We start from the raw sequence: 23,034 nt of genomic DNA on the forward strand, positions 1-23,034 counted from the left end.
CTCTATAGAATTTGATTATCAAATTACAACCTATGGTTGATATTATTTGTTTTGCTTGAATCTTTTGTCGGGCGTACCGTCTTTTTTTAATTTTTGGTTTTCCTTGTACCTTTTATCCGGAGTACCGTCTTTTTTCATTTTTGCAGCTGGTTTTGCAGCCGGTTTAGCTTCCATAGTCTTTACCACTTTTGTGGTTTTTTGGGATGCTTTCGTAGCTGGTGCTACTTGCTGTGCTTGTGCAAATCCTAATCCAATGATTATAGATAGTGCGGTGATGAATTTTCTCATTGTTGATATGTTTTAATGATAATCAAATGTAATCAAAAACCAGATATATTTTATTCCAAATTAAAATTTAACTAAAACTTATTAAATCTTAAAATAAACTTACCTTTCTATGGAGACAGTTTAATTTTTAAATAAATCTGTGGATTTATCTTGTGCAATTAGCTTTATAAGATTTTCTAGATTTAATGTATTGTTGTCTATTCTTAGATAAATCACCCTATTAAATCATCTTTTTATTAGAGTGTTGTCTCTTCATGCTTTTTTGGTCTGTAATTTGGTTTTCATGAAAAACATTGATGTCAAATAAATCTTATCTTTGCAAATGACCCTGCGGTTTCGGAAAACTCCCGAAATCGCTTTTGTCGTTGATACTAAAATTACTTATGCAGCTAAAAAATATAGATCAAGTACTCCTCCCGGCTCTATTAAAAAGTGAATTCGGGAAAGACGTTTTTACGATTTTAGAAAAAGAAAATCACATTTCTGTAAAAGGCTTTGCGGGCTCTGCAACGTCTATATTTACAGCAGAGCTTTTCTTGGTTCAGAAAAAAACTATTCTTTATATTATTGATGAAAAAGAAGATGCGCTCTATGTAAATACTGAGATGGAAGACCTTTTGGGTAAAGAAAAAGTGCTTTATTTTCCGGCAACACATCTTGAGCCGTATCAGGTTGAGAAAACCCAAAACGCCAACCTCGTTCTCCGTACAGAGGTATTAAATAAAATTAATGCAGGAAAATATCCCAAAGTAATTGTTGCTTACGCCGGAGCTTTGTCTGAAAAAGTTTTGAGAAAAGAAGATTTCAAAGCTATTTCTCACCACATTAAAGTGGGAGATCAGCTAGATTTTGATTTTGTAGATGAATTGTTGAATCATTATCAGTTTAATCAGACTGATTTTGTCTCAGAACCAGGCGAATTTTCCGTTCGTGGAGGAATTGTTGACGTTTTCTCCTATTCTAATGAAAGACCTTATAGAATTACTTTTTTTGGAAATGAAGTAGAAAACATTAAAACTTTCGATATAGAAACTCAGCTTTCTATCTCTAAAGTAGAAAGTTTTCAGTTGGTTTCTAATATGAATTTTTCTGCCTCGGGAACTAAAGTGTCTTTACTGGAAATTTTACCGCAGGAAACTTTAATTATTTCTAAAAATCTAGAGACTTCAAAGCTAAAACTGAAAACTTTTTACGAAAAAGCATTAGAGAAATATGAAACTTTAAGCAAAGATATTTCTCATCGCACCCCACAAGATTTATTTATTTCAAATGAAGATTTCTTTTTTGAATATAAAAAGTTCCGCACGATAGATTTTTCTTCTGTTATCTTGAGCGGAATGAAAACCTCACTTTTAGAATTTAACCAAACCTCGCAACCTTCTTTCCACAAAAATTTTGAACTTCTTGTTGAAGATTTAGAAGAAAAAGAAGCGGCTGGCTACGAAATGTGGATTTCTTTTTCCGGAGATAAGCAAAAAGAAAGATTAGAATCTATTTTTGAAGACATCGGACGAAACGAATCTGAAAAACGTGAAATTAAATTCAAAAGTTTTAAATCTGAACTTCACGAAGGTTTCGTAGATCCCGACAACAAAATTTTGATCTATACAGATCATCAGATTTTTGATCGATATCAGCGCTACAAAACAAAAAATTCTTTTGCCAAATCTGAGCAGTTGACTCTAAAGGATTTAATGTCTTTAAAAGTAGGGGATTATATTGCCCACATAGACCATGGCATCGGGAAATTTATGGGGCTTGTAAAAGTAAATAACGACGGAAAAGTACAAGAATGCTTTAAACTGACCTACAAAAACGGAGATCTTCTTTATGTAAGTATTCATTCACTACACAAAATTTCAAAATACAACGGTCCCGACGGTAAAGAAGTGGTCTTGAGTAAACTCGGTTCACCAGCTTGGAAATCATTAAAACAAAAAACAAAAGCGAAGGTAAAGCAAATTGCTTTTGATTTAATAAAATTATACGCTCAAAGGAAAACGGCCAAAGGTTTCTCTTACTCACCAGATTCTTACCTTCAAAATGAGCTGGAAGCTAGTTTCGTTTATGAAGATACACCAGATCAGGAAAAAGCCACTATCGATGTGAAAAAAGACATGGAAGCTGAAACTGTGATGGATCGTTTGATTTGTGGTGATGTAGGTTTCGGTAAAACAGAGGTTGCCATTCGGGCTGCCTTCAAAGCTGCCACTGATGGGAAACAAGTTGCTATTTTAGTTCCTACTACTATTTTGGCATTTCAGCATTACAGAAGTTTCAAAGAAAGATTGAAAGATTTCCCAGTTAATGTTTCTTATTTGAATCGTTTCAGAACGGCAAAACAAAAATCTGAAACTTTAGCTGGCCTTAAAGAAGGAAAACTAGATATCGTTATCGGAACGCATCAATTGGTTTCAGATAAAGTGAAATTTAAGGATTTGGGCCTTTTAATTATTGATGAAGAACATAAATTTGGGGTTGCTGTAAAAGATAAACTTAAAACTTTTAAATCCAATGTAGATACTTTAACCCTTACGGCAACGCCTATCCCGAGAACACTGCAGTTTTCGCTGATGGCAGCGAGAGATCTTTCTGTGATAAAAACACCACCGCCCAACAGGCAACCTGTAGAAACACACATGGTTGGTTTTGATGAGGAACTCTTGCGAGATGCTATTTCTTATGAGCTGCAACGTGATGGGCAGGTTTATTTTATCAACAATAGGATAGAAAATTTGAAAGATATCGCCGGTTTAATTCAAAGGCTTGTTCCGGATGCAAAAGTAATTACGGGACATGGGCAAATGGAAGGTAAACAGCTCGAGCAGAATATTCTCGATTTTATGGATGGAAAATATGATGTTTTGGTTTCTACCACCATCATAGAAAGTGGAGTGGATGTACCGAATGCCAATACTATCTTCATTAATGACGCGCAGAGATTTGGGATGGCAGATGTGCATCAAATGAGAGGAAGAGTAGGACGTAGTAATAGAAAAGCATTTTGTTATTTAATAACGCCTCCTTTAGACATGATTACTTCTGATGCCAAGAAAAGATTAGAAGCCATTGAGCAATTTTCTGATTTGGGAAGTGGTTTTCAGATTGCGATGAAAGATTTGGAAATTCGTGGTGCAGGAGATCTTTTAGGAGGCGAGCAGAGTGGTTTTATTAACGAAATGGGCTTCGAAACCTATCAGAAAATGATGCAGGAAGCTTTGGAGGAACTGAAAGATGATGATGAATTTGCAACTTTGTTTCACAATGAAGAAGACCGCCAGAAATTGTTTAAATCTGTAAAAGAAGTAAATATAGAAACGGATCTAGAATTGATGTTGCCAGATTTTTATGTGTCTAGTACCGAAGAACGGCTTTTGCTCTATCAAAAATTAGCAGAAATAGATAACGAAAATGATTTGCAAAAATTTGAAGCAGAGTTGGTAGATAGATTTGGTACGTTACCTCATGAAGTTGTTAATTTATTAAAAAGTGTTGCTTTGAAATGGCTCGCAGCAGAAATTGGCTTCGAAAAAATAGTCATGAAAAATGGGGTTTTCTTAGGCTACTTTCCATCTAATCCGCAAGATAAATTTTATCAAACCGAGAAATTCAGGAATATTATATCTTATTTAACCCAAAATCCCTCACAGGCGCAATTGAAGGAGAAGGCTAGTAAAGAGGGAAGTAATCTTATGATGCGAAAGGATAAAGTGAAAAATGTAGATGAGGTAAATATTTTATTGAAATCTATTTTAGCTTAAATGTAAAATAACTTCTTTGTAATTGAAAAAAACCGCATTATATTGTGCGGTTTTTTGCTGGGTTATTTTGCGGTTTTTTCTCTAGTAATTCTTAATTACTTTTTAAAAAATGGAGCAAAAATTTTAAAAGATATTTTTAAGAATTGTTGTGGAAATGCAACAGTGACTATTAATTTCGGGGAATTTTCAACCATAATTTTATTTAAAAACTGACAAAAGTCATGTTTTAGAAGAGTTTTTGTTATAAAATAAATACTTGAAATTCAATAAATTATAAAATAATTCAGCTCTAACGTTAAAAAATATTAAGTTTATATTAAAAAAAGGTTAATATAGAAAACCGAAAAATCTAGCCAAACGTGCAATCGATTACGCAATGATTTTAAAGTACTTTTTTAGATAAGAAATTTGTGAAGTAGCTAATCTCAAATTACTTGTCGGAATAGCAAATTTTAACTCACAAAAAACTCTAATCAATTATGTCATTTGAAAAACTTACAGAATCCGGCTTTCTTGTTCGCAAAAAGCTTGCTGTTTTGTTTCTTTTTTCTTCTGCGGTAGTATTTGCGCAGCAAGGCAAAGAGATAAGCGGAAAAATAACGAACGACAAACAAGCGGCCATGCCCAATGTGACAGTAAAGGAAGAAGGAACTGAAAACACTGTAACTACAGACGCAGAAGGTAATTTCATCATTACCCTCCTCAAAGATCAATCATCACTTTCTGTAATCAACGATGGATTTCAATCTCAAACTATTCCAGTTGATAACCGTAGTTTTATTGCAATTCCGCTAAGGGAAGACAAAACAAAAACAATAGAGCAAGTAGTGATTGTAGGATATGGTAGTGTAAAAAAGACCGATCTTACCGGCTCGGTAAACACCCTGAGTGCAGATAAAATAGTAGAAAGAAATACAACAAGTCCGTTAGAAGCCATCCAAGGAAGTATGCCGGGTGTACAGATTACTTCAAACTCAGGAAGAGTAGGAGATGGATTTAAAATGACAATTAGAGGCAGCAATTCTTTGATTTCATCAGGCAACCCTCTTTACGTGGTAGATGGAGTTCCTACAGATAATATAGACTTTTTGAATCCACAGGATATCTCTAGAATGGATGTATTGAAAGATGCTTCATCTGCAGCAATTTACGGTTCCAGAGGGGCGAGTGGTGTGGTGTTGGTAACTACCAAAAACGGAGCAACCGCAAAAGGAGGAATCAATGTATCACTAGAAACTTCTTACGGTGTGAGAGCGGCAGCCCGTTTACCAAAAATGATGAGTGGAGCCGAATGGTGGAATTTTCATCAGGCAGCTTACCTGAGTGCCAATCCCAATACTCAGACTCCCGCAGCATTGGCTACTTTAGCAGGAAATCAAAGTCCGCTTTTGGTGCAGAGAGCCAATAACGGCTATAATTTTGATTGGTACGATGCCGTTTTACAACCTGGTGCAATGCAGAATCATTACATTAATATCTCTGGAAGATCAGAAGGAGGATTAGGGTACAATCTCTCTTTCGGTGCACAAGGAAACGATGGAATTATCGATAATGATTCAAACGATAAATACACATTCAAGTTAGGTTTAAATCACAAAATCAACAGCCAATTTTCTACCGGAGCAAATATTACGCTTGCAAGAACGATAACAGAATACGGAAGTGATCTGGCGATGAGGTCTGCATTCAGTTTCAGTCCGCTGATCTCTCCTTATGCAGTTGATGCACAGGGAAATGATATTGAAGGGCAATTGTTTCTACTTCCAGGTAAACTGACCTATCCAGACGGAAGCTGGGCGATCAATAAAACAAGTACGATAAACCCACTTTTTGAAATTGCTAATTCAAGACAAACAGAAAGAATATGGCAGGCTTTAGGAAATGTATTTTTCCAATATCAGCCAAAAAAATGGTTGTCATTTAAGACCACATTCTCCGGAGGTTTTGCAAATAACACCTTTGGAATATCCAATTCAGCACAAACAAATGCCGGAATAGCTCTCAATTACAAGAATTCTGCATCTGTAGCGAAAAGCGAGAATTTTAATTATACTTGGGACAATCAAATCGATGTAAAACATACATTTAATGAAACTCATGACCTAAGTGTATTACTATTGCAGAGTTTATACTCTAATACCGATGAGTATTTCTATTCTTCATCAAACGGAATGCCTTTCGATATGGGTATTTATGGTGGTGTATTTGGCACACCAACGAGTTTCCAGCTAAGAGATCCTGCACTTACTCCTCCGTACATGAAAAGAACCTTGAATTCTTATGCGGTAAGAGTAAATTATGGGTTCAGAGATAAATATTTGCTAACGGCTTCTTCAAGATGGGATGGATCGTCAGTATTATCTACGGGTAATAAATGGACCGTTTTCCCTTCATTAGCATTAGGCTGGAAAATTAAAAAAGAATCTTTCCTGGAAAATATTGGTGCCATTTCAGATTTAAAATTAAGAGCAAGTATCGGTTATACAGGGAATGATAATGTTGCTCCTTACCAATCATTAGCTCTTCTGGATCAGCAGACATTTTATGCAAACAACAATACATTGGTTCCCGGGTTACAAACTTCAAGTCTTTCTAATCCTAATTTAACTTGGGAAAAAACCAGAGAATTAAATTTTGGGATTGATTTCGGATTTCTAAAAAACAGAATTACAGGTACTGTAGATGTGTATGACAGGCTTTCAGAAAATCTGATTTACAGACAGCAACCTCCCGCAGAAATGGGATATAAGATTACCTATGCCAATGTGGGATCTGTAAGCAATAAGGGAGTTGAAGTATTGGTAGTTACAAAAAACATCAAAAGTAGCCTTGTAAATTGGGAAACAACATTTACCTACACTAAAAACGTCAACAGATTAGAATCAATTTATAATCAGGATAGAGTAAGTGATATTGGTAATAATTTGATTTTAGGATCAAGTTTAAACCCAAATTACAACTATGTTTATGATGGAGTTTGGCAGGAAAGTGAAGCGACTCAAGCAGCTGCTTACGGAATGGCACCAGGACAAGCAAGACCAAAAGACCTCAATGGTGACGGGAAATTTAATGCTAACGACAGAACGGTAATTGGCAGCTCGGTTCCGAAATGGCAGGGAAGTTTTTATTCGAGACTTACCGTTGGTAAATTTGATTTTAATTTTTCCATCATTACAAGCCAAGGACAAACAGTGCTGAGTACATTTCACCAAAACTTTGCTGACGTATCAGACAGAGGTCGCCAAAAAATGGCAATGGAATATTTTGTACCAACCAACAGTGCAGGTGTTGCATCAAATGCCAACAACAGCAACCCAAGACCAGGACCCGTGGCAACAGGCGCTGGTGCATTTTGGACAACCAATTTCGGGTATTACAGAGAGGTGTCTTTTACAAAAGTGAAAAATATCTCACTAGGATATACTTTTGATACAGAATTTCTTAAAAGAATAAAAATGAGCAGCTTGAGAGTTTATGTTAACGTATTAGATCCGTTTGTATTTACAAAATTCGATGGGTATGATCCGGAATGGGCAGCTGCCAATATGGGGATCAACAGACCTGCTGCTATAACAACTCAATTGGGATTAAGTGCTAAATTTTAATTAAAAAATCATGAAAAAAATAATATTAACTTTAGTTTTTGCTACTTCACTTTTCAATTCTTGCAGTGATTTTATTGAAGAAGAAAGTTTGGCATTTTCACCAGCAGACGAAGCTTTCAAAACAGCGGCTGGATATCAGTTGCTTGTAAATTCCAATTACGCATGGCTGAAAGGAATTTATGGAGGTGACCCGTGGCTTTTTGTATCTGGTACAGATATGTACGCAGAGGGCAGAACTCCGGAACCAGCAGGTTTGAGCCAATACACACAACTTATTCCCGCTTCTGAAGGTGTAGATCAGTTGTATATGTCTTGTTATCAATTAATTCAATCTGTTAATAAAACCGTTTATTATTCTACACTTACTGAGCAGACTCCTTCTGTACCTGTAATGGTGGGTGAGGCGAGATTTTTGAGAGCCAATGCTTATTTTCTAATGGTGCAGACCTACGGTGGAGTTCCTATTGTAGAAGAAAATTTTACAATACCAGTTTTACAGTTTAACAGAAACACAGCGCAGGAAGTTTATGCCTATATTATAAAGGAATTAGAAGCTTCTTTAGCCGCAGTAAACACAAGCGCTTATGCTTCCAGTGGAAGAGTAAATAAAAAAGCGGTAAATGATCTTTTAGCCAAAGTATATCTTACAAGAGGATATGAAACTTTCGGGTTATCAACAGATTTTGCAACCGCTGCTACGTATGCAGACGCAGCAATTGCAGGTCAGCCACTTACCATGACTCCGGCACAGCTATCCTCACCGGGAACAGCAAATGAACTAGGTCCGGAAACAATTTTCTCAGTGCAGTATGATTTACAGTCCACAAGTACATCTCCTACGACTTTAGGAAACAAACAATTTTACTTTTTTAGTTCTTACCTTGGAGGAGCAGAAACTCAAGGAAACGCCCCTTTGAGAAGTTATAATCTTTGTCCTACAAAATATGCAATTGAATTATTTAAACAAGGGGACTTGAGGTGGGAAGCTACTTTTATGAATGTTGTTTATGAGAGATATTACGATTTTTTCAGAGTAGCAGATAAATCTACACTCAAAATTAAACATTATTACGAGCCAACGTGGTACACGGCTGCGGACAAAACTGCTTGGATGACTGCTAACGCTTCAAAATTAGCAACAGGTTTTATTTATCATGATAAAGGAACTTATGATGCAGCTTATACCTTGGTGAAAAATTTAGATTATCAAACGATTCCGGTGAAAAAATTTGATGATCCTGCGTTAACTACACCATCAAGCACAGGCCCCGTAAGCACTAGAGACATCATAGTTTCTAGATTGGCAGATACTTACCTTATTGCAGCTGAGGCTTATCTGAAAGCAGGAAATCCGGGAGTGGGTCTTGCAAGATTAAACACCGTGAGAACAAGAGCCGGAGTTCCTAGTGCTACCTCAGCAGAATTTAATATTAATTATATTCTTGATGAAAGAGGAAGAGAAATGCTTGGCGAATACAACAGATGGTTTGATTTGAAACGTACAGGAACTTTGGTTACAAGAGCGGTACAATACAATTATAAAATCACCAATGCGTCCCAGTTTAACGGAAACGGGGGGAATCAGAAAATTCTAAGACCAATTCCGCAAACGGTATTAGATTTAAATCAAAATAAAAACTTTCCGCAGAATCCTGCTTACTAAAAACCTTTTATATAAATTGATTATTGGAGAGACTGTGTAAAAACCAGTCTCTTTTTTGGTAAGATGAATTTTTACGGATGGTTTGAAGCACTTATTACACATATATCCAAAATTCTTTAAATTTTTGATATTATTTTGTTACAATCTGAATAAGAAAGTGTTTCTTATGTAAAAAAAAATTATATTTGTGAAAAAATAAGTAATCTCTTTAAATATGAAAAAACTTTTCTATTTTATTTTACTGGTTGCAGGTTTGTCTTCTATACATTCTTGTAAAGATTTGGTAGACGAAGAAGGAAATCCGCTTCTTGATCTCAATGATAACACAGGTCTTATAGGACCAAGATCTTTATTTAGAGAAATTACAAACTCTGACACCATTGCTGAATACCGTTACAATGGTCTTTTACTCTCAAAAGCACTTACAAAAGGAAAAAGAACAAAATCTGTTACAGACTTGATGTGGAGTGGTGATAAAATAAGTAAAATTACTTTCTACGGATTTTTGGATGAAGATAAAAATGGTACTCTAGATAACGATAGTGTTGCATATACCCAATTATTGACTTACGGCGCTGGCGGTAGATTAACCATTATCGCAGAAAACAGAATCAGCTATGTGAAAACTGTTCCTCCAGGAAGTACTATTCCTGTTTTACCATGGGTTGTAAGCAAAAAGTATAAGAAATTATACAATCTTGAATACGCAACAGGAACGGATAAATTGAGCAAAATTACCATGAAAAATGGTGAAGAAATAACAGGAGTAAATTTTGATTACACAACTTATTCGGTATCTAATTATACGTATACAGGTGACAATATCTCTAAAGTAGAAAGAAATTACGGACCAATGACTGGAGGTACTATGGGTACAGCTACGGAAAAGTATAAGTATGAATACTTTACGTTTGATTCTCAAATTAATCCTCATACATTATTGCCTTTTGCTTACAAAGTTTCTTCTTTGCTGGCAACAAGAGTAAACGATGAGAAGAGCCAAAGTCTCTCTATCAATAATCCGAGAAGATTGACAGTTACAGACATGATGGTTCCTATTCCTACACCAATTGTATTTACTACCAATTATGCATACGATCTCCAGACTTACATGACGAGAGGATTTGGTATCAATTACATTTACAAGCCACAATAAGAATATTGTTTCAAACAGATACAGCTCAATCTTTAGAAAGATTGGGCTTTTTTATTTTTAAAAATTTAATTTTGCAAAAAAGTTTAAAATGAAATACCTCATCGTAGGATTAGGAAATAAAGGTGCAGAATACGAAAATACACGTCATAATGTAGGTTTTAAAGTTGCAGATAAAATTGCAGAAACGTTAGGATCAACTTTCAATACCACTAATTTTGGCTGGATGGCTGAAGGGAAGCATAAAGGCAGAAAGGTTTTTGTCTTAAAACCAGACACTTATATGAATCTTTCTGGGAATGCTGTAAAATATTGGATGCAAAAAGAAAATATTCCTTTAGAAAATTTATTGGTTGTAACAGACGACCTTGCTCTTCCTTTTGGAACTTTGAGATTAAAAGGAAAAGGCTCAGATGCTGGTCATAATGGTTTAAAAAACATTATTGAAGTTCTTCAAACGCAGAACTATGCGAGATTAAGATTCGGGATCTCTGCAGAATTTTCTGAAGGTAGACAGGTAGATTACGTGTTGGGGATATGGAATACTGAAGAATCTGAAAAAATTAGCGAAAGAATTGATAAGTTTACGAAAGCATCACTATCCTTTGTTTTTGCTGGATTAGGAAATACAATGTCTGCATTCAATGGTAAATAAAAAAAAGACCATTTTCATTAACGAAAACGGTCTTTTTTTTTAAATTTTAATTAAGTAAGGCTATTCTCAATTATTTAACTTCCCTACATCGCTCTCATGTGCGTAATGACGATATGCGAATTTTCATCAGTTTCATAATCTTTGTAAGAGGTTTTAAAGCCTAACAATTCTACTTCAATATCTTCTTCAATGGCTCTCACATTAGCAAATTCTTGTATCATTTCCAGAACATCTGTTGCAATGTAAGCTGTTTTCCTTGCGTCAAATATGATTTTAGAATTGGGTTTAATATTCTTTAAAGTCTTTTTAATCGCTGCTTTATTCAAAAAAGATACTTCTTCTGCCAATTTCATCGTAATTTCGTCAGCATTATGCAGTTTTTCTTTGCTTAAATAATAAGCACGTTTCATATTTCCCTGTAGAATATAGAAAATTGATATGGCTAAGCCTATTCCAACTCCTTTCAATAAATCGGTGAAAACAATAGCTACAACGGTTGCAAGAAAAGGGACGAACTGGAATTTACCCAATGCCCAGAAATGCTTGAAGGTTGCTGGCTTTGCCAAACGATATCCAACGATAATAAGCACTGCCGCAAGTGTCGCTAACGGAATTTTGTTTAAAATCATAGGTATAGACAAAACGCAAATCAAAAGAAGAACACCATGAATGATGGTAGAAATTTTAGAAGTAGCTCCAGAATTGGCATTAGCAGAACTTCTTACTACTACCGAGGTCATCGGAAGCCCTCCAATGAATGAGCTTACAAGATTTCCTATTCCTTGTGCTTTTAGCTCCAGATTAGTATCGGTAATTCTTTTCTGCTTATCCAAACGATCAGACGCTTCTATGCATAATAGTGTTTCTATTGATGCTACAATGGCAATCGTTGCTCCTGCAAGCCAAACATTATAATTGGTGAATCCAGAAAAATTTGGAAACGTAATCAGGTTTTTAAAATCGTCAATATTTTTCGGAACTGGCAAAGAAACCAGATGGTGCTTTTGAATTGCAAGATTACTTCCGGTCATTTTAAATATTTCGTTCAAAACAATTCCTACGGTAACAGCTACTAATGCACCGGGAAGTATTTTTAATCTTTTCAACATTGGGATTTTATCCCATAAAATTAAAAGTCCTACTGAAACAAGTGTAATGATAACCGCACCAAGATGTATTGCTGAAAAAGCTTCTACAAAATAGTTAAAATTAATTCCATTATCAAAAAGGGTTTCATTTCCTTCAAAATCTTTATCAAAACCTACGGCGTGAGGAATTTGTTTTAGTATAATGATAATTCCTATGGCAGCTAGCATTCCTTCAATGACGTTATTGGGGAAATAATTGGAGATACTTCCAGCTTTTATAAATCCTAAAACAAGCTGAATTAAACCTGCAATAATACCTGCGCAGAGAAAAAGGTCAAAAGCGCCAAGATCGGTTATTGCATTAAGGACAATGGTGGTGAGCCCGGCTGCGGGTCCGGAAACGGATATGTTTGAATTACTCATTAAACCGATTACAATACCGCCTACGATACCTGCAATCACTCCGGAAAGGGCTGGAGCTCCAGATGCTGATGCAATGCCCAAACATAAAGGCAAAGCAACGAGGAATACTACTAAACCTGAAGGCAGGTTTTCTTTGATCCCTCCCATTAAAGTTTTACTTTTTTTCATGACCGAAAAAATTATTTTTTTTGAAAATGCTGATAAATGTTGAATGCCGATTTAGTATAAAACGGCAGTATAAAAGGAAAAGCAGTGTGTTAATTTAATAATACACTGCAAATTTATCTAGGCTTCCGGAGGGGGAGAAAATAGGTTCAGGTAAGGCGACAGATGACAACGGTCATCAGTCTGTACAAAAGAGCTTGCTTCCACGTCAGGCTCAAAAAACTTTAAATAGTCATACACATTCAAAGTTTTTGGAAGTGTCTTTTCTACAACAGATAAGAAAGAGGAATAAGGAGAATGATTTTCTTCTTCGTTCAGCACTATATTGGTCTTTACCAATTCCCATCCCAACACTGTAGCAATACTAGGTAATGCTGTAAAGTTGAGGACGAATAATAAAGTAATAATGCTCCAGATTTTCATTTTTCCAAATCTCTTTTAGACTATCTTCTAGTCATGGTCCATTTGTCTTCGCTAAGATTATAAATCTTTTGGATGTCTTTCAATTCTTTTTCGAAATCGATTTCAAGATCAATAATTTTTCCGCTTCTCATGTCGAAAACCCATCCATGTACAATAGGATACTCTTCTGCGATGTATCTTTCTTGTACGCATGCCATTTTGATAACATTAATGCACTGCTCAAGTACATTCAATTCTACCAATCTGTCATAACGCTTGTCTGCATCCTCGATACCGTCAAGCTCTGCTTGATGTATTCTGTATACATCACGAATGTTTCTTAACCATGGATTAAGGATTCCTAAATCCTGAGGAGTCATAGCTGCTTTCACACCGCCACAATTGTAATGCCCGCATACAACAATGTGCTTTACTTTCAAATGAGATACAGCGTATTCTACTACAGAAGCTGCACTCATATCTAGCGCGTTCACTACATTGGCAATGTTTCTGTGTACAAAAACTTCCCCTGGTTTAGCACCCATCAATTCTTCAGCTGTTGCTCTACTGTCTGAACATCCGATGTAAAGATACTCCGGTGTCTGACTTTTTGCTAATTCACTGAAAAAATCTGGGTTGTCTCCTAATTTAGACTCTACCCACTTTCTGTTGTTTTCGAAAATAACTTCGTACGAATTTGACATAAAAATAATATTTAAAGGTTATAATTATTGTTTCTCGTTTAAATTATTTTCTATTTCAATAGTCTATATCAATAATTATGCAAAAATATAATTTTTGATGAATTCTAAATTTTTTTTAACATTGTTTAATATTTATCTTCCTGGTAGCAATGAGTAATCCGGTGCAGAAATTTTGAATTTCTTGGTGAAGTTTACGCCATTGTATATCTTAAAAACGGTTAATTATTATAAACGTTTCGTTAAATTATACAAGATTATTAATGTACCCAAAGGTTGCCTCTTCATTAGGGTAAATTTTTGCAGGATTGCCAACTACCAAAGAGTTTTCTGGGATATCAAAATTTACATAAGCATTGGGTGCTACCAAAACATTGTTTCCAATTTTAATATTCCCTACCAAAACAGCGTTGGGACCAATCCAAACTTGATCTCCAATTTCCGGATAGCCTTCGTTCTTGCCTCTGTTTTGCTGACCAATGGTTACACCTTGTGCAATATTGCAGTTTTTACCAATTTTTGCTTTTGGGTTGATGACCAAGCTTCCCCAGTGTCCCAAGTATAAACCTTCGCCAATTTCTGTTTCAGGATAAATTTGAAAGCCATATTTAATTTGAAAATGCCTCAAAACAATACGCCACCAAAGTCCTAAAATTGGGGTTTTTCTATATTGTTGTGTTTTCCTCAAAATATAAATAAAATGAAGATTAGGATTTACACATTTCATCCAAATATTGATTACCGAAAGCCACTTTCCGCTCTCACGGTAAAAGTCTTTCTGTATTGTAGAATAACGTTCTGCCATACACAAAAATAAAAGTTCTGTTATATTCTAAATTTAAGAATTTTTTAAAGATCATCAAGCACTGCCATTATTTTTTCTACTGATTTTTCTAAACTGAAAGGCATTTCAGCGTTTTCAAGTTGTGAACTATAAGGCTGGAAAAAAGTTTGATCTGTAATTGCTTTTTTTATTCCGTTGTAAATTCCTTCTTCTGAATTTTCTACAATTAAGCCAAAATCACCGTCTTTTAACATTTCCCGAACGCCAGAAACATCAGTAGCGATGATTTTTTTCTTTAAAGTAATTGCTTCAAACAAAACCGTGGGGAAACCTTCATATCTAGAACTTAAAATATAAAAATCTGCATTTTTAAAATAAGGATAAGGATTGTCTGTGAAACCCAGCATTGTCGCTGTTTCATCGACTCCCAATTCGGTTTTCAAGTTTTTAATGTTTTCAAAATCATATCCATCGCCAACGATTAAAATTTTATGCTGAAAACCTTCATCCAGCAGTTTTTTGTGAACTTTCAAAAGTCTATCAAATCCTTTTTGCGGAAAAACGGTTCCTACAGAAACAAAAGTGGGGATTTTTGCCTCAAAAACATATCTTTCAACTGGCTTTTCTGCTTTGGTTAAAATTTCTTCCGTGTCTAAAGGATTATAAATTCGGATTATTTTATTTTTTTGACTATCGTTTTTAGCTAAACTCTTAAAAAGTTTCTCAATTTTTTCTGAAATAACCAAAATCTTATCGAAACCAAAAAACTTTTTAATTTCCTCATCAGAATAACCTTTTACTTGGGAAAGGTCATTGTGGATCCAGACTATTTTTTTAGATGATTGTAAGGGAGAATTTAATATTTCGTCTCGCATTCCGTGAATTGCGGCAAACTCAATATCATATTTTTTATTTTGAAGTTTTCCTTTATAAAGTAATTTTGGGAATTTATATAAAAGGTTTTGATAAACGACTCTATAAGCCTTTTTGGGAATATCCTGAATTCTGTTGGTAGTAATCATTTCTCCCTTGTTTAGATAAATGATGTTGATCCATTGAGGTACTTCAGCCAAATATTTACCGGAATATAAATTTAAAAGCAAGTCAATCTCATATCTATCGGGTGGAATATTTTTGAGAAACGTTACCAATACTTTTTCCGCACCGCCATGTCGCAATGAGCCAATTCTGATGAGTATTTTTTTCTTTTTTGCCATTTATTTTTTAACAGGTTTGTAAATGTGAGGCAAGTTTTTTTTGATGTAATCGTCTAGTTTATGTCTTGTTGGTTCTAGTTCTCTAGGATACATTATGTTGTTTTCCAGGGCTTTGTCTCCGTATTCTTCAATGGTGCAAATGAATTTTGCGGGAACGCCTGCATACACGGAATTGTCTGGCATAGATGAATTTAAAACGGATCCTGCGCCCAGAATACAATTGTTTCCCATACTAGAACCCGGTAAAAACGTACAATTATTTCCTACAAAACAGTTTTCGCCCAATTTAATTCTGCCAAAATTTCGTGCGTCTTCATATTTTTCTAAGTTTCTGATGACGTACATTGCCCCGTCATGGTTGATGAATGTGCAGCCAGCAGTAATTTTCGTACGATCCCCGATTTCTATTAAATAAGGTTCAGATCCGAAAGCGGGAGCTTCAATAAATATAACGTTTTTACCCACCTTCATGCCTCTGGCTTTACAAATTTCAATGTAGGATTTGCTGTAAAGGTGTTGCCAAAATGTATGGATTTTGAGGATAATTCGGTAAAATAAATTCATCAAAGGTTATTTTTGTGCTAATTTAAGAATGATATTTTCAACGGCATCAAAAATTTTCTGATTGTCGAATTGTTTTTCAATATCAGTTAAATTTTCTTTTATTTTCTCTACATATTTGGGTTCCGTCATGAATTTTTTCATCGCATCATACATTTCTTCAACCTCATAATTCACGAGGAAGCCTGTTTTGTCATGGGTAATCATTTCGGGAATTCCTCCAACGTTGGTTGAGATAATAGGTTTTTGTAAAATCAAAGAATCGGCGATGATTAAAGGCCAGCTTTCAGATTCGGATGGTAGGATAAAAAAATCTGCATTCTTCACATAAGGATAGGGGTTTAGTAAGGATCCTAAAAGCTGAAAACTATCTGTTACGCCCAATTCTTGAGCTTGTTTTTTAAGGTTTGTTTTTTCTTCGCCATCTCCAATGATGATAATTTGATGATCAAAACCAGCTTTTAAAAGTTGGGCATGGGCTTCCATTAATTTATGAAAGCCTTTTCTGCTGTGAAGCCTTCCTACGGAAACAAAAATCGGTTTTTCTGGAAATTGCGGGACGAATTCTTTGGATTTTTTCTTTAATTCTTCAATGGGAATAGCATTTCTGATAACTTGATTTTCAGGAATTTTAATAGTGGGATATGTTTCAATGAGAATATCTTTCGTTTGCTGAGATCCGAAAATGAAATAATCAAACTGCGGAATTTGCTTCAATATCTCTGGAACGAGTGGCTGAAGTTTTGGCAAAGTAATATCTGAATGAAACCAGCCTATTTTCTTAGAATTTTTGTTAGATGAATTTAAAACTGAAGAAAATGTGGCGTAAGTGGGAGCAATCTCTACATCAAATTGGTCTTTTAAGACAGCATCTGCAATTTTTGGGTTTTTTTGTGCTTTATCTAGTTTAAGTTTTCTTTTCGCAAGTTGCAATTTTTGAATAAGGGAATTTTTTGAAAAATCTTCTTTCCCACTTGCAATACTTACTTTTTTTACATGAGGCGGAATCTCATTTCGCAAATCCCCTTGATTGATATTAAGGCAAATCGTCATATCAAATTTTTCTCTGTCGAGGCCATTCAGCATACTGAGTATCACTTTTTCTACACCACCCATTTCCATGGAACGCTGTCTGAAAAGTACTTTTAATTTTTTATTTTCTTTCATCATGTTAAAAATTATTGCATCAAGATTTTCAGTTTCTTCAAAATTCGGTATGATATTGAGTTTTGATATTCCAAAAGAGAATAGATTTCTTTCGGGTTATTGTATTCTGAAGGAATTTTTTTACCGTTAATGGTTTTTAAGCCCCGTCTTTTCATCGTGTTAAAAATCACTCTTGCGAAATATTCTCTTGATTTTGGAAGGTTTTCATTCTGTGAAATCCCTCCGGAATGTGCTCTATAAAGATAGTTTGGCTCATTAATATATTTTACTTTCCCTTTTTCATACATTTTGAGGTAAAGGTCTTGGTCTTCGGCGATTCTCATTTCAGAATTCATCTTTTCGGTTTGCTCGTAAATGTTTTTTCTGAAACATACAAAGTGAACGATATGCACAGGGCAATTGAAGAAAAAGGGGTCGTTATTGATGACCTGCATTCCCGATTTGAATTGCTCAACGGGCTTTAAATATTCATCACATTTCATAAAGCTTGAATAGGTAAGAACGGTCTGTTGATCTTTAATAAAAACATCCATAGCAGATTGCAACGCATTCGGTGTAATGGCGTCATCGGGATCTACAAAACCGCAGATATTACCATTGGCTAGCTCAATAAGTTTGCTTTTTGTAATGCCTACACCCGAGTTTTTATCATTTTTGTAAATTTTAAAACGGATATCATCCTTTATTAAGGCCGAAATTACCTCTAAAGAATTGTCTGTTGAAGCATCGTCTAAAATTACGGCTTCCCATTCTGTAAAAGACTGAGCTATAATAGAATGGTAACAATCTTTAAAGAATTTTCCGTTGTTATAATTGGCAATCAGGATCGAAAACTTCATGATGAGGGAGGCGTCTTTGTATTAATAAATTTTCACAAAGATAAATATTCTGCTCAATCTGATAAAAATCTTTATTTTTGCAGGATTAATAATAACACTGTGAGCGAAATAACCCGAATTCTCAAAACTTTTATAGGCTATCTAAAACGTCCGGATCTATATCCTGAATTAGGTAGAAAAATCATCAAAAATATTTTCAACAGAAATAGCGCCTTTAAGGGAAAAGAGAAAACCAATCTTTGGGCTTCGGAAATTGCGATTAGCCAGAAAAATGCTTTGAAAAAATTGTTTCATATTGATTTTAAGGAATTTTCTGAACTATATCCTAAAGAATTTAAAAAGGCACTGGATACCCAAAATGCTTGCCCTATAAAAATGGGTGGAGCAGGAGCTTTGGAGCTTTTATATAACGCTTGCGAATTTACCCAAGCAAAGGTCGTTATAGAAACCGGTGTTGCTTACGGTTGGAGTTCCTTGGCAACGCTTACTTCTTTACAAAAAAGAAATGGCACTTTATACAGTTCAGATATGCCTTATTTAGGCCAAAATGGTGATCAGTATGTGGGATGTGTAGTTCCGGAAGATTTAAGGTCTTATTGGAAACTTTTCCGTCATGCAGATCGTGAATCTTTGCCAAAAATTCTAAAAGAAAGTGGTGATATAGATGTAGTACATTATGATTCAGACAAATCTTATGAAGGAATGAAGTGGGCTTATGAAACGCTTTATCCCAGATTAAGAAAAGGCGGCGTTTTTATTTCTGACGACATTAATGACAATTCTGCTTTTCAGGATTTTTGTGAACAAGAGAAAATAGTTCCCACGGTGGTGGAATTTGAAGGAAAATTTGTGGGGGTTTTTGTAAAGTAAAACTTTGCTTGTTTATTTAAAACCAATATTTTAAAGTATTTTAGAAAAAGAAATTGTTTAGTATGAAGAAAGTTTATCTGATTATATCTGCTTATAATGAAGAAGAAAATCTAGCTGTGCTGCACGCTGGTCTTCATGAAGAATTGAATAAAATTTCTTTTGAAGACTACGAATTGGTTTTTGTGAATGACGGTTCTAGAGACCAGACCCTTCAGGTTTTAAAAAATTTACAGAAAAGTGATTCGCATATTACCATCATCAACCAATCTAAAAATTTCGGTCACGAAATGGCAATGACGGCAGGATTGAACTATGTAGCCCAGCATAATAAAGAAAAAGAATTTGCAATACTTTTTATGGATGCCGATTTGCAGCACCCACCAGCAATGGCCGCAGAAATGATTCAAAAATGGCTCGAAGGCTACAAGTTGGTGCTTACACAGCGAACAGATAATGAAGATAAAGGTTTGAAATACAGAATTTTGGGAAATTCATATTATAAAATTCTCAACTTTCTTTCGGATGTTAAAATCCCCCGCAACATGCCGGATTTCAGGCTTTTAGATAAAAAATATGTAATCTGGATCAACCAGCTGAATGAGACAGACAGAATGTTCCGAGGAATGCTTTCTTTGGTGGGTCTTCAGGATGCTTTGATTTTAGAGTTTACAGCTCCCAAAAGATTTGCCGGGACTTCAAAATATAATTTCTTAAAACTATATAAGTTGGCAATAGACAGCGTGATTCAATTTTCTGTAAAACCTTTGAGGCTAGCAACTCTTTTGGGATTTTTCGGGTGTTTTGGATCTGTTTTGTTTTTGGCATTTTCTATTTATACAAGCCATGTAAATAATGAACCCAAGACTGGTTTTCTTACTTTGCTTTCGGTAATGATATTTTTCTGTTCTTTGATTATGCTTTTTTTAGGAATTTTAGGAGAGTATATTGGAAGAATTCATATAGAAGTAAAAAACAGACCGCTGTATTTTAATGAAATTATTAAAAATGAAGACTAAATTTTTACCTTTATTTTTAATTGTTCTTATCAATATAGGATTTCTACTAAGTCTGTATTGGTTTCCGGTTACCCGAGATGAATTTTATTATCTTGATAAATCTCAATTGCCTTATGTCTTTTCTGAATATTGGACGAGCTACAATTACGTAAACCCAAGAATCGGACAGTTTTTTCTAAATATTGTCGCTCGGAGCAAAATATTGAAAGTTATATTTGGATTGCTACTTTTCAACGGATTTTTGTGGGCTTTATTTGCCAATGTTTTCAGACGATTTCCAAAAATTTCTCATAAAGAAGATGCATGGAAATTTTTGATTCTAACTGCAGCTTTTATTTTTTTAATAAATTATTTTGGGGAATTGTTTTATTACAGCCCGTTTGCGACCAACTATACTTTTACACATGTGCTGTATTTGCTGTATTTGTTTGTGATGACAGAATACTTTATTTTTCAACGGAATGTATTGCCGAAATCTGCTTTGAAGATTGTTTTACTCTGTTTTGTAGCATTTGTAACAGGAATGGGCAATGAGCATGTACCACCTATTCTTTTGCTTTTTTCAGGGGTTTGCGGTGTTGTATTTATCTTTAAAAACAAGAAGCTTCCTGATTTCAACATTATAGCAATTAATATCTCAGTAGCAACGGGTTATTTGGCATTGTTTTTTGCTCCGGCGAATGCGGTGAAATATAAAACTGCTGGTAAGACTCAGTATGGTTTTAGTTGGGAAGATTATTCTTCTACCTTTGTAATGATATTTAAGTATTTTTATCATTACAATTTGATATTGATTATCGTTGTTATTGTTTCTTTTTTGATCGCTTTGTACCTGCTGAGTAGAAGGGTTTTGGATAGAGAAAATAAAATTTTAATCGCTAGTTATATTTCGTTGGCAGGATTGGCAATATTGGTGATATCATATTCACCACTTATTGGCACAAGACTTATGTTTTTCTCAACGACAATGTTGATTATTCTGGTGTGTTTCTTATTCAAAAATTTGATCAAATGTATCGATTTCAATAAAAATGTTTTAAAAATCTCGTCCTCTGTTTGGTTGCTGGTCTATTTCGTTTTTAGTACTATAGTATGCTACAATGCAAATGAGATTTATAATAATTTTTATAATGAGATTTCACAAAAAGCTAAAATCTCAAAAGATGTTATTTTGGATGAAGAATTAAACTATTTCGACCAAAACTTCCCTACATTCAATAGAAAAGTTTTGCTAGAAAGTGGAAATGAATATGTTGATAAGGAAGTGAAAAATAAAACAGCTGAAGAAAAAAATATTATCTTGCATTTTAATTTAAAAACCCTTTCTCATAAGTAAATTGAATAACATGCTCATTACAAATGCAGATAATTTATGATGGTCTAGAGGTATCAACAAAGAAATTCTCCTCGCAAGCAAGTACTGATATTTTAAGTACAATCTTATAACAGCACGTTTTTCTAATATTATCAAACTATTCCTCCTAAAATATTTTAATTCTAATAAAAATGAAATTGATTTTCACACAATTTTAAATATTGGTGAAATTAAATCTCAAAACCTCTTCACCTATTGGCAAGCACAACAAGGGAAAAAAATTGTAGTGATGCTACACCTATCTTTGATTCAGTTAAATGATAATCTTGATAGTCTCGATCCGATAATTTTTATATTTTTTACTTCAGATTTCTAAAAAAAAGAATTTAAACTTTGTTTTGATTAAAAAATTAAAATAACTCATTCCTGAAATTTATATTGTAAAGGCCTGATCTTATACTTTTAAAATCTGTAAGTAAATACTTGGCAATCATTCCCCATTTTTTCAAAAGAGGAGCTTGGGCAATTTCCCAGCTTCTGTGGGTTCTTTTGATGTGAAGTTGTATGTCTTCAGACATCGTTTTCTCGCTTTGAGCCCACTCATTTACTGCCCTCCACAATAGTACTCTGGTGTTGGAAGGCTTTACTTTATTAGAATCTACTTGGGTAATTCTGTTGCTCTCGTGTACGCCTCTCATTGCAACGGCTTGGTCTAAGATTCCTGGATAAAAATTGAGGTAATATGAACTTCTGAACAAAAGCTCAGTATCCTGATGCAGTCTTAAATGAGTTTTAAATAACGGCTTTACCTTTTCAATCAGTGGATTTTTTCTTATAGTTAAGGCATCAATGCTGAAAAGACCAAAACTTCCGAGCATATTGAGCTGTCCTGCGAATACATCTTTAGGAGCATGTTTTTTATACACGGTCGTTAGTCTGTCGCCAAACAAAGAATAATATTGTTCTTTGGCTTTTTCGGAATAATAATGCACACCCAATGCACCGTAAACAGCATCAACTTCATCATCCTTAAACAATTCTCTTTCAGCATCAAAACGGTTGGGAAGATAGTAGTCATCGGCATCCAGAAAAGCAATGAAGTCTCCCGTAGATTTTTCGATACCCAAGTTTCTGCTTGCTCCGGCACCGTGGTTTTTTTTATCGGGATGTTGATACAATTTTACTTTTTCATATTGCTCTGCCAATTTTTTGCAGACTTCGAGAGCGTTGTCTGGTGATTGATCTTCAACTAAGATTATTTCATACACTTCTTCAAACTGAAGAGCAGATTCTACGGATTGCGTGATGTACTTTTCGGCGTTGTAAACTGGGGTAATGACAGAGATTTTCATGATGTGATT

General features: G+C 34.7%; 18 protein-coding genes. 8 read left to right on the forward strand and 10 right to left on the reverse strand.

Annotated features, from left to right (window positions below):
- Window positions 1-42: 42 nt before the first annotated feature.
- The gene (locus BW939_RS02250) at window positions 43-288 is read right to left on the reverse strand and encodes a hypothetical protein (protein ID WP_076449360.1); all 246 of its coding nucleotides are present in this window, start codon (window positions 286-288) and stop codon (window positions 43-45) included.
- Window positions 289-671: 383 nt separating this feature from the next.
- Here BW939_RS02250 and mfd point away from each other — a divergent pair, with 383 nt between their 5' ends.
- From mfd to pth, 5 genes are all read left to right on the forward strand, one after another.
- Complete coding sequence (mfd, locus tag BW939_RS02255; RefSeq protein WP_076449361.1) at window positions 672-4,049, forward strand: transcription-repair coupling factor; 3,378 nt, start codon at window positions 672-674, stop codon at window positions 4,047-4,049.
- Window positions 4,050-4,528: 479 nt separating this feature from the next.
- Window positions 4,529-7,654, forward strand: coding sequence for a SusC/RagA family TonB-linked outer membrane protein (locus BW939_RS02260; protein WP_076449362.1), 3,126 nt, complete (start codon window positions 4,529-4,531; stop codon window positions 7,652-7,654).
- 10 nt (window positions 7,655-7,664) lie between these two features.
- Window positions 7,665-9,317 (forward strand): RagB/SusD family nutrient uptake outer membrane protein, encoded by a 1,653-nt coding sequence (locus BW939_RS02265; protein WP_076449363.1) that lies wholly within the window; start codon window positions 7,665-7,667, stop codon window positions 9,315-9,317.
- Between the two features lie 214 nt (window positions 9,318-9,531).
- Complete coding sequence (locus BW939_RS02270) at window positions 9,532-10,473, forward strand: hypothetical protein (RefSeq protein WP_076449374.1); 942 nt, start codon at window positions 9,532-9,534, stop codon at window positions 10,471-10,473.
- 88 nt (window positions 10,474-10,561) lie between these two features.
- A complete protein-coding gene (gene pth, locus BW939_RS02275) occupies window positions 10,562-11,125 on the forward strand; it encodes an aminoacyl-tRNA hydrolase (RefSeq protein ID WP_076449376.1) in 564 nt (187 codons plus the stop codon).
- A gap of 83 nt (window positions 11,126-11,208) precedes the next feature.
- Here pth and BW939_RS02280 read toward each other — a convergent pair whose 3' ends face one another.
- The 8 genes from BW939_RS02280 to BW939_RS02315 form a co-directional block, all read right to left on the reverse strand.
- Window positions 11,209-12,804: a SulP family inorganic anion transporter gene (locus tag BW939_RS02280; RefSeq protein ID WP_076449378.1), complete on the reverse strand. Its 1,596-nt coding sequence runs from the start codon at window positions 12,802-12,804 to the stop codon at window positions 11,209-11,211.
- Window positions 12,805-12,921: 117 nt separating this feature from the next.
- Window positions 12,922-13,224 (reverse strand): hypothetical protein, encoded by a 303-nt coding sequence (locus BW939_RS02285; RefSeq protein WP_076449381.1) that lies wholly within the window; start codon window positions 13,222-13,224, stop codon window positions 12,922-12,924.
- Between the two features lie 20 nt (window positions 13,225-13,244).
- Window positions 13,245-13,907 carry a carbonic anhydrase gene (locus BW939_RS02290; protein WP_076449383.1) on the reverse strand — a complete coding sequence of 221 codons (663 nt, stop codon included), beginning with the start codon at window positions 13,905-13,907 and terminating at the stop codon, window positions 13,245-13,247.
- Window positions 13,908-14,151: 244 nt separating this feature from the next.
- A complete protein-coding gene (locus BW939_RS02295) occupies window positions 14,152-14,709 on the reverse strand; it encodes a serine acetyltransferase (RefSeq protein ID WP_076449386.1) in 558 nt (185 codons plus the stop codon).
- 44 nt (window positions 14,710-14,753) lie between these two features.
- On the reverse strand, window positions 14,754-15,905 hold the full coding sequence (locus tag BW939_RS02300; protein WP_076449388.1) for a glycosyltransferase: 1,152 nt from the start codon (window positions 15,903-15,905) through the stop codon (window positions 14,754-14,756).
- Window positions 15,906-16,469: an acyltransferase gene (locus BW939_RS02305; RefSeq protein WP_076449391.1), complete on the reverse strand. Its 564-nt coding sequence runs from the start codon at window positions 16,467-16,469 to the stop codon at window positions 15,906-15,908.
- A gap of 6 nt (window positions 16,470-16,475) precedes the next feature.
- Window positions 16,476-17,636, reverse strand: coding sequence for a glycosyltransferase (locus BW939_RS02310; protein WP_228417084.1), 1,161 nt, complete (start codon window positions 17,634-17,636; stop codon window positions 16,476-16,478).
- Between the two features lie 8 nt (window positions 17,637-17,644).
- Window positions 17,645-18,472 (reverse strand): glycosyltransferase family 2 protein, encoded by an 828-nt coding sequence (locus tag BW939_RS02315; protein WP_076449393.1) that lies wholly within the window; start codon window positions 18,470-18,472, stop codon window positions 17,645-17,647.
- Window positions 18,473-18,571: 99 nt separating this feature from the next.
- On the opposite strand from BW939_RS02315, the gene BW939_RS02320 reads away from it, so the two are divergent.
- The 3 genes from BW939_RS02320 to BW939_RS02330 all read left to right on the forward strand — a co-directional run bounded on the left by BW939_RS02320 (window position 18,572) and on the right by BW939_RS02330 (window position 21,694).
- Window positions 18,572-19,342, forward strand: coding sequence for an O-methyltransferase (locus tag BW939_RS02320; RefSeq protein WP_076449395.1), 771 nt, complete (start codon window positions 18,572-18,574; stop codon window positions 19,340-19,342).
- Between the two features lie 62 nt (window positions 19,343-19,404).
- The gene (locus tag BW939_RS02325; RefSeq protein WP_076449397.1) at window positions 19,405-20,358 is read left to right on the forward strand and encodes a glycosyltransferase family 2 protein; all 954 of its coding nucleotides are present in this window, start codon (window positions 19,405-19,407) and stop codon (window positions 20,356-20,358) included.
- A complete protein-coding gene (locus BW939_RS02330) occupies window positions 20,348-21,694 on the forward strand; it encodes a DUF6056 family protein (RefSeq protein WP_123891540.1) in 1,347 nt (448 codons plus the stop codon). The genes BW939_RS02325 and BW939_RS02330 overlap by 11 nt, the downstream gene beginning before the upstream one ends.
- Before the next feature lie 389 nt (window positions 21,695-22,083).
- Here the strand turns inward: BW939_RS02330 and BW939_RS02335 are convergent, their stop codons facing one another.
- Window positions 22,084-23,025, reverse strand: coding sequence for a glycosyltransferase family 2 protein (locus tag BW939_RS02335; protein ID WP_076449401.1), 942 nt, complete (start codon window positions 23,023-23,025; stop codon window positions 22,084-22,086).
- Window positions 23,026-23,034: the final 9 nt, after the last annotated feature.

It is taken from the genome of Chryseobacterium piscicola, assembly GCF_900156685.1.
GTDB lineage: Bacteria > Bacteroidota > Bacteroidia > Flavobacteriales > Weeksellaceae > Chryseobacterium > Chryseobacterium piscicola.

Excerpts from the sequence above, each read along its gene's own strand:
- BW939_RS02250 (WP_076449360.1), bottom strand. The coding sequence starts at position 288 with ATGAGAAAATTCATCACCGCACTATCTATAATCATTGGATTAGGATTT.
- BW939_RS02335 (WP_076449401.1), bottom strand. The coding sequence starts at position 23,025 with ATGAAAATCTCTGTCATTACCCCAGTTTACAACGCCGAAAAGTACATC.
- BW939_RS02295 (WP_076449386.1), bottom strand. The coding sequence starts at position 14,709 with ATGGCAGAACGTTATTCTACAATACAGAAAGACTTTTACCGTGAGAGC.
- BW939_RS02280 (WP_076449378.1), bottom strand. The coding sequence starts at position 12,804 with ATGAAAAAAAGTAAAACTTTAATGGGAGGGATCAAAGAAAACCTGCCT.
- BW939_RS02315 (WP_076449393.1), bottom strand. The coding sequence starts at position 18,472 with ATGAAGTTTTCGATCCTGATTGCCAATTATAACAACGGAAAATTCTTT.
- BW939_RS02285 (WP_076449381.1), bottom strand. The coding sequence starts at position 13,224 with ATGAAAATCTGGAGCATTATTACTTTATTATTCGTCCTCAACTTTACA.
- BW939_RS02290 (WP_076449383.1), bottom strand. The coding sequence starts at position 13,907 with ATGTCAAATTCGTACGAAGTTATTTTCGAAAACAACAGAAAGTGGGTA.
- BW939_RS02310 (WP_228417084.1), bottom strand. The coding sequence starts at position 17,636 with ATGATGAAAGAAAATAAAAAATTAAAAGTACTTTTCAGACAGCGTTCC.
- pth (WP_076449376.1), top strand. The coding sequence starts at position 10,562 with ATGAAATACCTCATCGTAGGATTAGGAAATAAAGGTGCAGAATACGAA.
- BW939_RS02325 (WP_076449397.1), top strand. The coding sequence starts at position 19,405 with ATGAAGAAAGTTTATCTGATTATATCTGCTTATAATGAAGAAGAAAAT.
- BW939_RS02265 (WP_076449363.1), top strand. The coding sequence starts at position 7,665 with ATGAAAAAAATAATATTAACTTTAGTTTTTGCTACTTCACTTTTCAAT.
- BW939_RS02300 (WP_076449388.1), bottom strand. The coding sequence starts at position 15,905 with ATGGCAAAAAAGAAAAAAATACTCATCAGAATTGGCTCATTGCGACAT.
- BW939_RS02260 (WP_076449362.1), top strand. The coding sequence starts at position 4,529 with ATGTCATTTGAAAAACTTACAGAATCCGGCTTTCTTGTTCGCAAAAAG.
- BW939_RS02305 (WP_076449391.1), bottom strand. The coding sequence starts at position 16,469 with ATGAATTTATTTTACCGAATTATCCTCAAAATCCATACATTTTGGCAA.
- BW939_RS02330 (WP_123891540.1), top strand. The coding sequence starts at position 20,348 with ATGAAGACTAAATTTTTACCTTTATTTTTAATTGTTCTTATCAATATA.
- BW939_RS02270 (WP_076449374.1), top strand. The coding sequence starts at position 9,532 with ATGAAAAAACTTTTCTATTTTATTTTACTGGTTGCAGGTTTGTCTTCT.
- mfd (WP_076449361.1), top strand. The coding sequence starts at position 672 with ATGCAGCTAAAAAATATAGATCAAGTACTCCTCCCGGCTCTATTAAAA.